The sequence below is a fragment of the Njordella calcicola genome, assembly GCF_056494125.1.
Genome location: NZ_CM151396.1, coordinates 2,487,214 through 2,503,140 on the forward strand (window position 1 = coordinate 2,487,214; position 15,927 = coordinate 2,503,140).

Consider the following 15,927-nt stretch of genomic DNA (forward strand, 5'->3'; position numbering starts at 1 on the left):
ACATAGTTTGCTTGGTGAAGTCGAATTATGTAGATGGTGTGAAGTACAGCTTGTAACCGGTTCCTTGAGGTCTGCATTTGAGTATAATGCGACCAGCGTGTGTTGCTCCTCACGCCCTGCCATTCATCCCGCCTTTATTCATCCAATCTCGAAGTATTTCCATGCTAGCTTCATTCGCTGCCGGTCGTCAGTTTGTGTACTCCTGTCTGTTGTTTGGTTTGATCATTGTGTGCTGCAGTAGTGCATCGCAGGCTCAAGACCCTACGGGCATCTATCTGACTTGGACCAATTCTCCAGCAACCACCATGACGATCAATTGGGTCAACTTGTATGCGAAGAATACGCAAACTATCTGGTATCGACAGGTTGATAACCAAGAGTGGAATTCTGTGGAAGCCATGCAATTGCCGGTGGGGCCATCGACTTTGCAACTGCGCCGTGTCGAGTTGACAGGATTGCAGCCTGATACGATGTATGAGTTTGGTATCGGTAAAAAAGCAGACGACCCTAAAGATGGTTGGCGGTTTCGCACCATGCCCACTGAACTGAATCGTCCCGTTAGGTTTGTCTCGGGGGGCGACATGATGCACTCGCGAGAGTCGGTTGATAAGATGAATCGAATCGTTTCCAAACTCGACCCGGATTTTGCATTGCTGGGAGGAGACTTGGCTTATGCCAATGGCGTCCAAGCGCAGCGGTGGGTGGATTGGCTGCAGTCCTGGTTACTTGCAACGACGGCTAAGGACCGCCGCTTGGTCCCAATGGTTGTGGCCATCGGAAATCACGAAGTTCGCGGTGGCTACAATGGCAAGATCCCCGACGACGCACCTTACTTCTACAGTCTTTTTTCGCTGCCAGAGGATCGATCGTATTACGCCTTAGATTTTGGAAAATATCTGTCGCTGGTCATCTTGGATTCAAATCACACACAACCGATCGATGGCGCGCAAGCGGACTGGTTGCGGGAGGCGATGAAGGCCCGCAACGATCAACAGTTTCTCTTTGCTTGCTACCACTATCCTGCCTATGGAACTACCAAAGCCCCCGAAAATGGAACTCCCTTGGATGCAAAACAAGCTGTCGCTATTCGCCAGCACTGGGTTCCAACGCTGGAGCAGTATGGAGTGACCGCTATCTTCGAAAATGATCATCACAACTACAAACGGACGTATCGTATCCGCCAGCACCAGCGCGACGATGAAAATGGTTTGCTGTACGTCGGTGATGGCGCGTGGGCGGTGAAGACGCGGGAAGTCCCCAAGCCCGGTGAAGCGTGGTGGCTAGAGCGCGCTGAGCCACGTAACCATGTGTGGCATGTTGAACTGCAAGCCAGCGGCCAAGCGAGACTGCGAGCGATCGATATCGAGGGTGTCGAGTTCGATGATGTTGTGATCCCAAATCCTCGTACCACTCCCGTAACGCCTTAGTCGTCCCTTGTTGCCGATGGCGTGTTGCCGATAGCGTGTTGCCGATAGCTAAGGTGCAGGTGCATACTCGACCCAGAGCGTCTCGACATTTGCTCCCGTGGCGATTTGCCATGCTGAGGCTTCAGAAGCCAATGCATCGGCAGCGAATGTCCTTGATTGAGTGTGCAAGCCATCGCGATCGCTCCAATGGAAAGTGACCCGCGTTGGGTCTTGTTGGGCAACGCGATAAGCGACATGCATTTCGGTTCGTAAATATCGCTTGCCGCCATCGTTGCGGAAGCGGACTTGTACTGGACTGCTATGGTCTTCAATCGGAACTGCACCCCAGCAAAAACTTTGTGACCAAAAATCAGTCGGCTCTTCGCCTTGCCGGGTAATCCGCCAATCATCGATCATGTCCTTCCACGACTTACCACGATCTAGCGAATACTCGATGCGATAAGTGAACTCGGGAGATGGAGGATTGGACGAAGCGATATGCCCAGCCGCGTAAATCTTGGCGATGGAACAGTTTCGAGGTGCAGCTAGTTGCATTGTGACGCGTGGTGAATCGAATTTACCATCCACAATATGCGGTGTCGCCTGAGCGATATTTGGTCCAGCGCTTTCCAGCGCAAGACCGCTGGCTTCGAACTGCACCGTGCTGCCATGGTCAGTCAATCGTGGAATGATAGAACTGTTCGCTTGGCAAACCGTATTGATGACCAAATCACTTGTCGACAATTCTGCAGCACTCGCCTCGAATCGCAACCAATATTGTCGATGTCCTTTGGCGTAATCTGTTAAATCGAGCAGGTCGGAAATGCGGCCAGCGGACTTCCAAGTTTGTCCTCGATCTAGAGAAATGGAGACGGGAACTTGTTTCAAAGAGGAAACGACTAAACCGTTGCGGCAGCCTGGTTCATAGATAGCCCAAGGTTCGTTCGAGGCCGGTGTGGCAGCGATGATGTAGGGCGAGTGGAACTCGAAGGTGACATGCTGGCTGCTTTCGTCTACGATGCCTTCGCGATAGTCCCCGCTAGCGAAATCAGGGCGATAGGAATAGACGGCGTTCGCATAGCGAGCTTGTCCCGCGCGGTAGCCCGTTCCATTGGTCGAGCCGAACATCTTGTCTGGTTGGTTAACCCAAGTTCGAGATCGTTCTGGACCGGGAATGCCGTCAGCTTGGTAATTGCGTCCCCAGAAGACAAACGTTTGACCATCCGCCAAGCCAGGCTTTAAGTATCGCCGCAAGCTTTCGCCCCGTCGCAAGTGAACGATTGGAGGCGGCCCCGCATAGCCCGCAAGGTATTCGGCTGTGGTGAAGGTATCATAGCAACTGCCATCATCAGGATGAAGTCCGCAGACGGGCCAGCCTTTCTGCTTGGGCGCAGTCGTTTGTTCTAAGGTAAGCTTGAGGTTGCCGTCTTTGAGTTCATTGATTGACAATAGACGGCTGCCATCTAAGTCAAAGATGACCGTTGAGATATCGTGGTCCAGCAGAGCCCAACGCCCATCGCCATACGCACTGCCCTTCAAAAACACTTCGAACGAGTTGTGCCCTGTCACGCCCGCCACGCGTGCTCGATTGTGTCCGAGCAGATGTTGCATCTCGGCGGTCCATTGCGAATGCGTCGTGCCGCACAGAGCAAACCCGTGCGCGAACAACCCAGTCCAGTATTCGCGGGTGGCTGAATCAGCATCGTTCGCAAAACCACGCCCCCAAAGATCTTCGGTTCCTTGTTCGCCGTGCCAATAATGTGTGTTGCGCCAGAGCCATGAAGCTAAAACACGTTGTTCGTCCGTGACCGGTCGTTGCCCAGTAACTAGTTCATACAAGTTGGCTTGAGTTCCGACCAAGCGTTCGAAGGTCGAGCATGCTAATTCGCCGGGATACCAAGCATGGTTTGTGGCAATCTGAGGATCGCCAACTGCAGCGATAGCAGTTTTGCATAACGCAAAGACCAAGATGCAGTGGGCGGGAATTGAGTGTATCGAACGCAGAGCAGTAAGCATGATGGGCAGCAGCTCATATTGGAGGGACGCAGGTAGGATAGTAAGGAAGGCGGCCTCATTTTACATGATTTTACGGAAAGGTGACGAGGATGATTTGCAAGAATCAATCCGGCCATATTTTTCGGCTAGAACAAGAACAATAATCGCTTGGGAATGCCAACTTGTGTGTGATTGAAAAAGCCCGGCAGGCTCGAGCGAACGAAGACTTCGATCGATGTGCCAGCATGGTTGCACACACGCCTGTCCGCTTTGGTGCTTGACCTGGCTAGATTTCGTTTTGGTGTTTTGGAACTACTGTCCTCCCATGCCCTTGAGCGACGAACCGCCCATCGTTCCCTCATCCCAGTAAACGATGAGGTCTGGTCGCGCATCAAGCAGCTTTTGGATCATCGGCGCATCCACGTTCGTCTGGCGAAGATCAAGATACTGCAGTTTGGTCATCACCTGCACAGCTTGCACCGCCTCGGCTGTCAAATTTGTAAAGGTTAGCCGAAACGTTGACGCTTGCATGCCAGGTACCAGCTTGCCGATATCTGTCGCATCCATATTGCAGTCACGAAACTCAATGTCAGGAGTTAGCATGGTACTCAAAGTGCGCAGTTCTTGATCGTTGAACTTTCTCGCTTGAAAAAAGGCGATATGCTCCAATTCCATGCCAGCAATCGACCCAATGGCTACACTGCTGATAGAATCCGTAATCCGATTGAACCAAATGGATTTTAGACGTTTCAAGCCAGCAATTTTTCGAATGTCGTTATCGCTGGCGTTCTCGACAAGTAAACTTACTCGTGTCAGTTTGGGGAATTTTGTTTCCAGTGTCTCTGCAGTTGCAGCGGTCAGCGCGATCCAACATCCAAGGATGTTTACGTTCGCTGCGAATGGCAATTGGCCCAACAGAATTAACTGATTCTCTGACAGCAGGAACTGTCCGATACCACCGATTTCTTCCAAATCGGGTAGATCCGTGAGCGTTGGTAGAAGGACTTCTTCGATATAGTCTCCCGGCAAGTTTAATGGCTGGTAAGCCCGTATCGCAACGACCTTGCCGACTTGGCTAGGCACTAGCTTCTGGGCTTCGACATTGACGAACGATCCGTCGGCCAGTTTCAAGAGCAAGTCCCACTGTTGGTTTAGCTTTGTTGCGGCGGCTAGTTGCTGCGGTGGAAGTGGTTCATCCTTGGTCCCGACCGCCGCTTGGGAGGCCGGCAGCGTTGTGGCAAGTCCAGGCGACTCGGGTGCAACTGCTTGTTCTGACTTCGCCTCCTCCAGTACTTGAGGGGGGATATCTGACGGAACGACGATGGTCGCCAGAGGCTGTTGGTTATTTCTGACCTCAACTTCGGTTGCATTATCCGGCAGTCGAATTTCTGTGGTGGAGCCATCGCGATTTCGCACCAGGATGATAATCACGGCCAGCATAAAGAACGAGAGACCGCCCAGGGCAATCGTCGTTAGCGGAGGCCTGCGCGTCGGCGAAAATTTTGTTGCCGGAGTACTCGTGCTCGACTGCTTGACCGGTGTTGATTTTGGCTTCAACGTGACTTTGGTCGGAATGGCCACGGTCAGTGTGCTTAGAAAGTCATTCAAAGCGTTCGCAAGTTCAGCAGCCGATCGATAGCGTTGTGTTAAATCGGAGTGCGTCGCTCGTTTGCAAATCTCCGTGAGCCCTTGCGGAATGGTAGAGTTCTTCTGCGAGGGGGCGATGCACTCGTTGGTTAGGACTTGGGCACACACCTGCGGCAGGGTACCTTGGAAAGGACGCTCGCCAGTCAGCATTTCGACAAGGATCACGCCCAAACTGTACACATCCGACTGCGCGCTCATGGTTTCCGAACCAGCCGATAGCATCTCGGGTGCCATATAAGCTGGCGTGCCTAAGACCGCGCCTTCCGTGGTCAGTTGAGCGTCATCCTGCTCCATTCGTCTCGCCAAGCCGAAATCCATGATGACGAACTCACGATCCTTTTTGATCATGATATTCGATGGCTTCAAATCACGATGGATGATTTCATCGCGATGAGCGACATCGACGACTAAAGCAATACGTTTGACCAAAGCGGCAGCCGTCTTAGGATCGATGGCTCCTTTGGCTTTGACAATATCGTGTAACGTTCGGCCTTCGACGTAAGCCATCGTCAAAAAAAGCTGACCGTTGAATTCGCCAATATCAAAGATGCGGCAAATATTGGGATGATCTAAATTGGCTGCCAGCCTAGCCTCTCGGCGAAATCGATCGACTTGGTTTTTTGAACGCTTGCCTTGAAAATGCGGCATCTTTAAAGCGATCTTGCGGTCCAGTTCGGTATCGTGGGCCAAATAAACCGCGCCCATCCCGCCTTCACCAATTTGTTTCAGCAAGCGGTAACGCCCAAATTCGATGGGCAATTGCTGGCGAGCTTCGCTGGCCGTCGCCATTGGATGCGTCGACAGGTCGTCGAGCCCTAAAGTGTTCGCGGGAGATTGAGCCGACGCCTTTGCTTTTGCATTCGTTTTGTCTTGTTGCATCTACAATCACAGCCCGTCACGAATGCATAGGAAAGCGTGTTCTGCGGTGCCAGCCACCGGAAAACTCACAGCCACCGGAAAACCAAGTTCACGGATTCAATGATTACAAATTATAGCAGAAAGAAAGCCAATTACGCAGCGTCATCCAATTTGGCAAAAATCATGCGACCACTTTGCGTCTGGAGGTTGCTGGTGACGACGACCGCGGCCGTCGAACCGATGCGGGCTCGCCCCCCTTCGACGACAACCATCGTACCATCGTCCAAATAACCTACACCTTGGTCATGCCCCTCGCCTGGCTTGACGATCTTGATTTCAAAGGCCTCGCCGGGCAAGAAGTGGGGGCGCAAGGCATTTGCGATTTCGTTCAAGTTGACAACCGGCACGTTGTGTACCTTGGCAACCTTGCTCAAATTAAAGTCGCTGGTAACCAGTCGGCCGTGTAAATGTTTGGCAAGCTCAACCAAACGCATATCAACAGGCATCCCATTCCAATCCGCGTGCTCACGATCATAGATCATGAAATCAAGTTTTTCGTTGTTCTGCAGCGTATTGAGAATGTCTAACCCTCGGCGACCGCGGACCCGTCGCAGTTTGTCGCTGCTGTCGGCAATGGTCTGCAGTTCTTGCAGTACAAACTGAGGCATAATCATTTGCACATCAATGATCGCAGTATTGGCCAAGTTGCCGATGCGGCCGTCGATCAAACTGCTTGTATCGAGAATCAGCGGATGGGCACCTTTGATTTCGCGAACAAACTCCACATAAGGGATTACAAAGCGGAAATCGTCCTTGGTTTGCAAGAGCATCGAAATGCAAGTGTAACAAACGATAACCGCCAACAACAACATGTAGATTCCTGATCCGGGCACGTCGATCAGGACCGGCATCAAGGCGACCCACAAAAGATACGTCAGCAGCATACCGACCAGCAGACCGAAATAGACCGCCGATATGATTTCAATCCGCTTCTTCTCGAAAAACATATCCAGCGCGATGACGCCTGCCGCGATCAGCAGCGATCCGCTCATCACAAAATACGGCATGTAGCTGGGACCGGTATTATTCAGTCGCACCAGAATGGTTCCAACGCCGGCAACGATAAAGATAAAAATCAACCGCAGCACGACCATGGCTACGGTTTCAGACTTTTTCGCCGCGTTTCGTTTCGTTAATAGAGCCTGCAGCCACTTCTTCATACATCAATTTTACATTGGAGCGAGACATGGTGCGAGCTACTTTCGTGGTCTTCAACGATCACTTTTCGAAACCCGCTACTCCCAGATATAAATCGGATCAAGACTTGGGTTTCTACCATACAAACGCGATTATTCGAAACGCTAATTGTACCACTTCCCGAAGAATTCAGTACAAACCATCAACATCCAGCCCCCAGCCTTAACCTCAGAACGCCTTCCAAAAAGGCGGCTGCCCCCTGTGGAGGCGAGTCGATATCATTCTGGATGTTGATGAAAGTGGTAGCCTACGACCGGCACGCTGCCAGTGCCGATCAATAATCAAAAAGTAGGCAAGCGAGCCATCGCTCAAGCTTATCGAGAGACCGTATCTTTCGCGGAGGCAGCAGACTGTTGTCCACCTGTAGCGGCACGGATCAACTCTTCAACGCGAGTTTCGCTTTGAATGCCGCTCAATGAAAAACGCTTCCAGCCACTTTCAGTTTGCTTGAAGGCAACCAGTTGCGGCAGCGAGTTACCGTTCATCATCTGCTTGGCCAATTCTGGTTGCGAGTCCTTGTCAACTTGAGCCAGCACCACGCAATCAAGTTTGCCTGATTTTTGCATGGGCTCCAAAGTTGACGACTTGAGCGTTTTGCAAGCGGCACACCAGTCGGCACCGACCACGACCAAAAGTACCTTCTCTTCTTTCTGAGCTTTGAGGTAAGCGTCCTCGTAAGATAACTTGTCCGTCTGCGATGAAGCATGAGCGACGGTCAAAAGAAAAATCCCTAGAGCTTGAAGCATAAAAACATCCTTCCCTAAATAGTAAAAAATACCAAGTCGGCTGCAGACCGCGCTTGCGACCTTCAACCAATCCACCTCTTGGGCAAGCAGACTTGCCAAAACGTGGTCATCACGTTTGCGAGGATTACCCGTTCGCTTCGATGGGGGACTAAAGCTCGCTGTTAGGCAAGCTGGGAGGTTTGGGTAATCTTCACGGATTTAAAATTCGGCGGTAGTATAAGTTCGCATTCCTAGTACGCAAGAGCGCAGGCGACTAGTGCTAGCAATCGGTTGGTGGAAAACGCAGCATTTGCGAAACCAGTTTTTTTCCCATAACCGGCACGAAACGTGGCAGAATACTGCTTAAATCAGCTTCCGCAGAATCAAACCGGCGACTCAGGCCCCAGAAGAATTTTCTACTTTGTCGAAAAACTTGTCCCAAAATTCCCAGTTTCCCCAGTCCTGCGAAAATCGCTCAGGGCCGCTGTGGCGATCCGAATTGGACTGGTCAATGGAAAAAATAGACCAACTTTGCTTGACCGTTGACGTGCGAGTTGCAAAGTTGAACACTCGCGTCCACAGCGATCTGGATTTGGATTGCCTAGTCACTGACGAAGTGGATCTGGCGGTGGTCTGTTTACCCAACCGTGATGCGCGCCTTTTGGCTGCTCTGGATCAGTTGCAGGCCGACCGTCCCAGCCTGTGCTTGGTTGCGATTCTTGGAGAGTGGTGGCAAGGCCATCGTCGCGTGTTTCCCATCGTTTCGCGCATGCACAGCTTCTACTGGTTTGAGCTTTACAAGTTTTGGAGCGTTCTGAGTTCGCTCGCAGTCGCCAGAACTGGTATGCCCGCCAACGAGCAACCTTCGCGGTGCGCGCAGACGGTCGCTTGTTTCAGTGATTCTGCTGCAACGCGCACAGCGGTTTGCCACGCGGTGGAGGGCCTGAATTGGTCGCCAGTGGCGATGCCTTGCCATGGAAGTCTAATAGCGGCCAAACCGAATTGCGTATTGTGGGAACCTGACGTCTGGAGTCCCGATACCAGCGTTCAGGACCAATTTGCACAACGGTTGCGAGCAGCTTATCCGGCCAGCGTCATCTTTGCCTTGAGCGATTTTCCGCGGTTTTCCCAGGCAAGGAATTGGCTGGAATCCAAAATCGATTTCGTTATCGGCTCGCCTTACGATTTGGGCAAAGTATTGGAGTTCTCGTCGCGTTTCTCTTCTGCCGCACTGGCTCGCAAATATACCGGCAGCACGTCGTCGACGCGAAACTGATCTGACGAACCAGCCGAGCTGTTGTCATTGGAGACCGACTGGGAAGCAAGCGTGCTGCTGGTCGATAAAGTTGCATGAGCCGCCATCAAAAGGCCGCCGGCCGTCGGTTCCAACTGCGTTGAACTCACGTTGTCGCCGAAGAATTTGGGACCTTCTGGACTAAACACGTTCCAGTCGGATGTGCCCAAGGTTTCGTTAGCCCACGCGACAAGCTCACTTCGAAGCACTCTGCGGTCGCTGCAGATCGGCAGCGGGCGGTTCAGCGCGTCTAGCTCCCAGCCAGCAACGAACAATTCGTGCCGAAACGCATTGATGGCCGTGACGAACCGGCGGCCGGTTGAGCTGGAAGCGACTGCCGCGTCGCGATATTGCAGAGCGGCGTTGTGAGCCAGGGTTGCCAGGGAGCTGGCTCCCAACAATGGGCATTGCAATGCAAATGCCATGGCGCGGCCCATTCCCAGGCCGATGCGCAGTCCAGTGAAGGAACCAGGCCCATGGGTCACGCAAATTCCATTAAGATTCTTGCAAGTCAGTCCGCATTGCCGAAGTAAAGTTTGGATGGCTGGAGCCAGACTGCCGGCGGTCGTTTGTGATTGCGGAAGCTTTAGAAAGTAAGCTTTTCCAGCAACCTGCAGCGCGATTGAACCGTACTGACCGCTGCATTCGACGGCTAACAGCGGAAGCATGAGCGGCGAAGGTGGCGGCGGTAGATTGTGGTCGAAAAGGTTCGCTGCTTGCGCGTTGAGGTCCGTTAGCACGGAAAATTCCTGTGGAAAAATTTATGAAACCTTAAAACTTTGGCGATGCTGAGGAAACTTTTCCGCTCAGAAACCAAGAACAATCCATACAATCCCAGCTTAAACGCCGCGAAATGCCCGCTACCTGGGTAAAACCGCATTTTGATGCATGCTTGTTTAATTTCTCTAAATATAACTACAATGTCGGGCAAATCGAAAAGGAGCAAATAGGTGCGGCAAGCGTTAATCAGCGATATTCACGGAAATCTTGAGGCTCTCAATGCCGTTCTAGCGGACATTGAGACACAATCGGTCGACGAAATTATTTGTCTGGGCGATGTCGTTGGTTACGGCCCTAACCCCTGCGAGTGCTTGGATTTAGTGATGCGGAAGGCGAGGTTCTGCATCTTGGGCAACCATGACCAAGCCGCACTTTTCGATCCAGAAGGGTTCAATCCGGTCGCCCTGCGAGCGATTTACTGGACGCGAGACCGGTTGGATGACGTCACCGGCGGCCGCCAGTCGATGGCCAACAAACGCTGGGATTTCATCAGCGAGCTGCAAAAGCAGGTTTTGGATAATGATATTCTGTATGTCCACGGCTCGCCGCGCGATCCAACCAACGAATACGTTTTCCCAGAAACGATTTACGACGGCCCCAAAATGCGCAGCATGTTCGAACGCGTTCGCCAATATTGCTTCCAAGGCCATACGCACATGCCAGGAGTGTTCACCGAAGACTTGGAGTTTATCGAGCCGCATCAGTGCGACCATGAGTTCCAATTGGAGCGAGAAAAATTGATGGTGAACGTCGGCAGCGTGGGGCAACCCCGCGACGAAAACCCCAAAAGCTGTTACGTTATTATCGATAAAGACAAGAAGCGGTTTTACTTTCGACGGGTCGAATACGACGTCGAAAAGACCATTAAGAAGATTTACGCCATTGAAGATCTGGACAATGTGCTTGGCGACCGACTGCGTACCGGCAGATAATTGATCTGTCTGCAGCTTGCTCGCAATATGACTAGGAAGGCAGTTTTGCAAGTCGATGCGTATCGCAATCATCAGTGACATTCACGGCAACCTCCCAGCGTTGCATGCCGTGCTGGAAGATATCGCTACACGGCAATGTGACAAGGTATATTGCTTGGGAGATGTGATCGGATACGGTCCTAACCCCAACGAATGCCTGGACGAAGTACGTAAGTTAGATGCCTGCGTGCTTGGGAACCATGACTACGGCGCTCTGATTGACCCCGAAGGCTTTAGTACCGCGGCTGAACAAGCGATCTTCTGGACCCGAAACGTTATTGAGACCGTGGGCACCAAAGAACAGATTGCGCAGCGGCTAAACTACCTGCTGAAGTTGCCCCGTTTTATTCGCGAAGAACAGGCGATCTTTGTGCATGGCTCGGTCCGTAATCCGCTCAACGAGTACGTCTTTCCAGAAGACGTCCATAACCGTCGCAAGATGGAAAAGCTGTTCTCGATGATTCCCAACGTGTGCTTCCAAGGTCACACGCACGTACCCGGCGTCTTCTCCAATGAGATGGAGTTTATCTATCAAGCGGAAATTACGTCTGGCAAGAAACTCTCCGACGCAGAACGCTACATGGTGAACGTCGGCAGTGTAGGTCAACCGAGAGACGGTGACTGGCGTAGTTGCTACGTCATCTATGAAAGTCCGTTTATCTACTACCACCGCGTTGAATATGACGTGGATAGCGTCGCCAAGAAGATCGCTGAGATCCCCGAGTTAGATGACTTTCTCGGTGAGCGGTTATTGGAAGGTCGTTAAGCTCATCGAAAGAATTGCTGATATGCACACGTCGGAATATTGGATGAGGAAGGCCATTGAGTTGGCTCGTCGCGGAGAGGGCTACGTTGAACCCAATCCTATGGTCGGTTGCGTGGTCGTATCCAATAATCAAGCGATCTCCTCAGGCTACCACCAAAAATTTGGACAACCGCATGCCGAAGTCAATGCCTTGCATGACGTCGATCCCGCGCTGCTTCAAGATGCAACGATCTACATCACGCTAGAGCCCTGTTCCACTCAAGGAAAAACGCCACCCTGCGTTCAACTGCTGTTGAAGTTGCGTCCCAAGAAAGTGTGCATTGGGTGTTTGGATCCTAACCCGCAACATTCCAGCCGAGGAGTGGAATTACTGCGCGCTGGCGGGATCGAAACGGAAGTCGGCGTCTGCGAAAGCGAATGCCAAGCCTTGATTGCGCCCTTTGCCAAATGGGTTTCGAAGAAGCGTCCGTTCGTGTTAGGGAAGTGGGCGATGACGCTCGACGGAAAAATCGCAACGACCCAAGGTCATTCCAAATGGATCTCCAACGACCAATCGCTGGGAGAAGTTCACAAGATACGCGGACGGATGGATGGCATCGTCGTCGGCGTTACAACCGCTTTGATGGACGATCCTATGCTGACCGCTCGTCCTCCCGGACCGCGCGTCGCAACCCGTATCATCATGGACACCAAAGCACGGTTGCCGATCACCAGCCAAATCGCGCAATCGGCAGAACACGTCCCGACGCTCTTGGTTTGCCACCCGGATTACGAAGCGGTGGCAGCCAAACTGGTTGATTGTGGTTTGGCGGTCATCTATCTGGACACCAATGACCCTTGCGAACGGATCAAGATGCTGCTTCGCGAGCTGGCTGGTCGCAACATGACCAACGTGCTAGTGGAAGGTGGCGGCGCCTTACTAGGTTCGTTCTTTGATTGTCAAGCGATCGATGAGGTGCATGTCTTTGTAGCGCCGAAATTGATTGGCGGTTCTTCCGCTCCCTCCCCCATTGCAGGGCTTGGTTTGCCTACAATGGACCAATGCATTAGGCTGCAAGCCCCCCACCTACAACTTCTTGGAGATAACTACTATGTCCATTCCCGCCTGCTTTACGACACCCCACCTACACCACCCACTAAACCACGCTGAAAGGCAAGCTGGTTCGTTCGTCAAGCTTGTACGCAAACACGAATCACTGACAGCGGCGCTTCGCTGGCTGTGCATGCTGCTCTTGTTCCACGGCTACGTTCCAACGCCAATGCATGCGCAGGAACCAGAATCGGACTATATGGTTACAAGCGCGCCCAAAGGCTTTCAATCGCTCTTTGACGGCAGCACGCTCAACGGTTGGAAAGGCCGCCCGCAGCTCAGCCCGAGCCAAGCAGCGGACGTATCCGAGCAGGATCAAGCAACTTGGGATGAAGCGACGGAGGCACACTGGACGGTCGCCGAAGGTGCGATTGTGAACGATGGGAATGGCCCTTATCTAACGACGCAAAACGCTTTCGGCGACTTTGAACTACTGCTGCAATACAAGACGGTTCCCAAAGCCGATAGCGGCATTTACTTGCGAGGCATACCCCAAGTGCAAATTTGGGATTGGACCAATGAAGAAGTCATTGGCCTGGGGGCAGATAAAGGCAGCGGCGGACTTTGGAACAACCCGGCTGGTACGCCCGGTAAAGATCCATTGGTTCGCGCCGATAAACCGTTTGGAGAGTGGAACCAATTTCGAATCCGCATGGTCGGCGAGCGATGCTGGATCTGGCTAAATGGCCAGTTGGTGGTCGACGACGCTCGGCTAGCCAACTATTTCGAGCCAGGCAAACCGCTTCCCAGGACCGGACCAATTCAGTTGCAAACCCACGGCGGAGAAATCCAATGGCGTAACATCTATTTGAAGGAGCTGGACGGCGATCAAGCGAATGCGGTTCTACAAGCTGCCGATTTAAAGAACGCCAGCTACCTGTTCAACGGACGGCAACTGGAGGGGTGGGGCGGAGCGACTAACAGTTACGAAATGATTCTGCGTTGTCGCGATGGAATGGGCGGCACCCTGCACAGCTTGCAAGAATACGACGACTTTCAAATGTTTGTTGAGTTTCGTTTGCCGCCGGCGGGGAACAATGGCTTGGTGATTCGCTATCCACTCGATAAACCAGGTGCTGATGGGGCTTATGATTCCATGACGGAATTGCAGATACTGGATGATGGGCACGAGCAGTACAAGGGACTGGACCCACGTCAGGCTCATGGAAGCGCTTACGGCATGATCCCTGCCGAGCGAGGGTATCTGCGTCCGGTCGGCCAGTGGAACTATGAAAAGGTGACCGTGCGCGGCTCGCGAATCGAGGTCGAATTGAACGGCGTCCGCATTCTGGATGGCGATTTAGCCGACGTGACGGAGTTTTTGGCCGATCGTCCGCATCCAGGCAAAGATCGCACGCGGGGTGCCGTCGGGCTGGCCGGGCATTCAGATCCTGTCGAATTCCGAATGATTGCAATCGACCCAATTGGAAAAGCAAATGACAGCATTGGCGAGTAATGACTATTTCAAATGCTTTGAAGAATCTTAATATTTCGCCGTCGGAAAAGATTCGATTAATGATTCGGCGAGCTATCGCGTCGAGGGTCCAACTGGCGGGCATCCAACTGGAGTGTTGTGTGCTGTAATGCGAGACGGTCGCGCGCAAGCAAATAGCAATTCCTGGCGCGTTAAGCACCCCTGGGTTTCCAGGTGCGAGCAGTTGGGATTGATTAGCTTGTCTCCATTCGATCGAACATTATCAATGTGCAAGGGAGTGCATTTTGATCCAACGAATCATGGCAGGCGTGACCTGTCTGTGCGTTCTTACGTCCGTATTGTCCGGCCAGGAACTGGAATCGACCAGTCTTGAGGATCTATTGAGCAGACTCTCCAACGCGGAGATGGCAATCGATAGTTTGAAGTCAGAGAATGAATCGCTATCGGAAAAGCTAGAGACATCAGCAAAGGAAAAGTCGTCTGCAAAACCCGACGAGAAGAAAAAAGAAGAGAAGAAGAAAAAAGAATGGTATGAGAAGATTAGCCTGCGTGGCTATGCGCAGTTTCGATACAACTACCTGACGCATCAGGACCAAGATTCCGCTCCCCGTGATCATGCTGGCGATGGATCGATCAGCTCTGATCAAGAGTTCCTCATCCGTCGAGCTCGTTTGATTCTGTACGGTGATATCAGCGAGCATCTTTATATCTACTTTCAGCCGGATTTCGCGAGTACGCCCGACGGCGCCACGAACAATAATCACTTCACTCAAATTCGGGACTGGTACGGGGATGTTTATCTCGACACAACCAAGATCCATCGCTTCCGTGTGGGACAGTCGAAGGTCCCCTATGGTTGGGAGAACATGCAGTCTAGCCAAAATCGACTTTACCTCGATCGTAACGATGCCTTCAACAGTGCTACGCGAAATGAACGTGATTTAGGAGTGTTCTACTACTGGACTCCGGAGTGGGCTCAGGAAACATTTCAGTTCATCTCGGACGAGGGTTTGAAGGGGTCAGGCAACTACGGTATCTTTGGTTTTGGCGCTTACAATGGTCAAGGCGGTTCGTTGCGGGAGCTTAATGACGAGTTGCATTTGATTTCGCGGTTGACATTGCCAATCACCTTCAGCAACGGCCAGATCTTCGAAATGGGCATTCAAGGCTATACGGGCCGGTACGTGGTCAATGGTGCTGCGATTTCGCCGCTGGGTAATGGACCGGCCGTGGTGCCCTTGGGGACACGCGGTCGACCGCTGGGTGAAGAGGGATTGACCGATAAACGTCTGGGTTGGACCTTCGTATTGTTTCCGCAACCATTCGGCTTCCAAGCTGAATACACAGTCGGTGAAGGTCCGGAATTGAACGCTGCTCAAACCGCCGTCGAAAGCGGCGCGTTACATGGCGGATATGCGATGGTTAACTACCGTTACAAGACCGATTGCTATGGCGAAATCTGGCCGTTTGTACGGTGGCAGGAGTTCGACGGCGGTTACAAGAACGCGGTGAATTCGCCATCCAGCAACATCAAGGAATGGAACTTTGGTGTCGAATGGCAAATGCGGAAAGAGATGGAGCTTGTGTGCGAATATTTGATTACGGATCGAACGAATTTGCGAGCGAACTCCAGTGGAAGATCGTATGAACAATTCCGCGGCGATGTCCTTCGTTTCCAGTTTCAGGTCAACTTGTGATCATGC

Annotated in this window: 12 protein-coding genes; 7 read left to right on the top strand and 5 right to left on the bottom strand. The window is 52.3% G+C overall.

Going from position 1 to position 15,927, the window contains the following annotated elements:
* Positions 1-161 precede the first annotated feature (161 nt).
* Positions 162-1,427, top strand: coding sequence for a purple acid phosphatase family protein (locus SH302x_RS09340; protein WP_479368459.1), 1,266 nt, complete (start codon positions 162-164; stop codon positions 1,425-1,427).
* A gap of 48 nt (positions 1,428-1,475) precedes the next feature.
* Here the strand turns inward: SH302x_RS09340 and SH302x_RS09345 are convergent, their stop codons facing one another.
* The 4 genes from SH302x_RS09345 to SH302x_RS09360 all read right to left on the bottom strand — a co-directional run bounded on the left by SH302x_RS09345 (position 1,476) and on the right by SH302x_RS09360 (position 7,909).
* Complete coding sequence (locus tag SH302x_RS09345) at positions 1,476-3,422, bottom strand: hypothetical protein (protein ID WP_479368460.1); 1,947 nt, start codon at positions 3,420-3,422, stop codon at positions 1,476-1,478.
* A gap of 291 nt (positions 3,423-3,713) precedes the next feature.
* Positions 3,714-5,927, bottom strand: a complete 2,214-nt coding sequence (locus tag SH302x_RS09350) for a serine/threonine protein kinase (RefSeq protein WP_479368461.1) — start codon at positions 5,925-5,927, stop codon at positions 3,714-3,716.
* 131 nt (positions 5,928-6,058) lie between these two features.
* Positions 6,059-7,126, bottom strand: a complete 1,068-nt coding sequence (locus SH302x_RS09355) for a PIN/TRAM domain-containing protein (protein ID WP_479368462.1) — start codon at positions 7,124-7,126, stop codon at positions 6,059-6,061.
* 351 nt (positions 7,127-7,477) lie between these two features.
* Positions 7,478-7,909 (bottom strand): thioredoxin family protein, encoded by a 432-nt coding sequence (locus tag SH302x_RS09360; protein ID WP_479368463.1) that lies wholly within the window; start codon positions 7,907-7,909, stop codon positions 7,478-7,480.
* A gap of 490 nt (positions 7,910-8,399) precedes the next feature.
* Here SH302x_RS09360 and SH302x_RS09365 point away from each other — a divergent pair, with 490 nt between their 5' ends.
* Complete coding sequence (locus SH302x_RS09365; RefSeq protein ID WP_479368464.1) at positions 8,400-9,164, top strand: hypothetical protein; 765 nt, start codon at positions 8,400-8,402, stop codon at positions 9,162-9,164.
* On the opposite strand, the gene tsaB is transcribed toward SH302x_RS09365, so the two are convergent.
* Positions 9,068-9,922 carry a tRNA (adenosine(37)-N6)-threonylcarbamoyltransferase complex dimerization subunit type 1 TsaB gene (tsaB, locus tag SH302x_RS09370; RefSeq protein WP_479368465.1) on the bottom strand — a complete coding sequence of 285 codons (855 nt, stop codon included), beginning with the start codon at positions 9,920-9,922 and terminating at the stop codon, positions 9,068-9,070. The two genes, SH302x_RS09365 and tsaB, sit on opposite strands and share 97 nt — an antisense overlap.
* A 210-nt stretch (positions 9,923-10,132) precedes the next feature.
* On the opposite strand from tsaB, the gene SH302x_RS09375 reads away from it, so the two are divergent.
* The 5 genes from SH302x_RS09375 (at position 10,133) to SH302x_RS09395 (ending at position 15,921) form a co-directional block, all read left to right on the top strand.
* Positions 10,133-10,894, top strand: a complete 762-nt coding sequence (locus SH302x_RS09375; RefSeq protein ID WP_479368466.1) for a metallophosphoesterase family protein — start codon at positions 10,133-10,135, stop codon at positions 10,892-10,894.
* A 55-nt stretch (positions 10,895-10,949) separates the two neighbouring features.
* Positions 10,950-11,699, top strand: a complete 750-nt coding sequence (locus SH302x_RS09380; protein WP_479368467.1) for a metallophosphoesterase family protein — start codon at positions 10,950-10,952, stop codon at positions 11,697-11,699.
* 22 nt (positions 11,700-11,721) lie between these two features.
* The gene (ribD, locus tag SH302x_RS09385) at positions 11,722-12,849 is read left to right on the top strand and encodes a bifunctional diaminohydroxyphosphoribosylaminopyrimidine deaminase/5-amino-6-(5-phosphoribosylamino)uracil reductase RibD (RefSeq protein ID WP_479368468.1); all 1,128 of its coding nucleotides are present in this window, start codon (positions 11,722-11,724) and stop codon (positions 12,847-12,849) included.
* Positions 12,791-14,245: a 3-keto-disaccharide hydrolase gene (locus SH302x_RS09390; RefSeq protein WP_479368469.1), complete on the top strand. Its 1,455-nt coding sequence runs from the start codon at positions 12,791-12,793 to the stop codon at positions 14,243-14,245. The genes ribD and SH302x_RS09390 overlap by 59 nt, the downstream gene beginning before the upstream one ends.
* A 263-nt stretch (positions 14,246-14,508) precedes the next feature.
* A complete protein-coding gene (locus tag SH302x_RS09395) occupies positions 14,509-15,921 on the top strand; it encodes a porin (RefSeq protein WP_479368470.1) in 1,413 nt (470 codons plus the stop codon).
* The last annotated feature ends 6 nt before the right edge of the window (positions 15,922-15,927 follow it).

Coding starts and splice junctions, on each gene's coding strand:
- ribD (WP_479368468.1), top strand. CDS start 11,722: ATGCACACGTCGGAATATTGGATGAGGAAGGCCATTGAGTTGGCTCGT.
- SH302x_RS09365 (WP_479368464.1), top strand. CDS start 8,400: ATGGAAAAAATAGACCAACTTTGCTTGACCGTTGACGTGCGAGTTGCA.
- SH302x_RS09340 (WP_479368459.1), top strand. CDS start 162: ATGCTAGCTTCATTCGCTGCCGGTCGTCAGTTTGTGTACTCCTGTCTG.
- SH302x_RS09350 (WP_479368461.1), bottom strand. CDS start 5,927: ATGCAACAAGACAAAACGAATGCAAAAGCAAAGGCGTCGGCTCAATCT.
- SH302x_RS09380 (WP_479368467.1), top strand. CDS start 10,950: ATGCGTATCGCAATCATCAGTGACATTCACGGCAACCTCCCAGCGTTG.
- SH302x_RS09390 (WP_479368469.1), top strand. CDS start 12,791: ATGTCCATTCCCGCCTGCTTTACGACACCCCACCTACACCACCCACTA.
- SH302x_RS09355 (WP_479368462.1), bottom strand. CDS start 7,126: ATGAAGAAGTGGCTGCAGGCTCTATTAACGAAACGAAACGCGGCGAAA.
- SH302x_RS09345 (WP_479368460.1), bottom strand. CDS start 3,422: ATGCTTACTGCTCTGCGTTCGATACACTCAATTCCCGCCCACTGCATC.
- SH302x_RS09360 (WP_479368463.1), bottom strand. CDS start 7,909: ATGCTTCAAGCTCTAGGGATTTTTCTTTTGACCGTCGCTCATGCTTCA.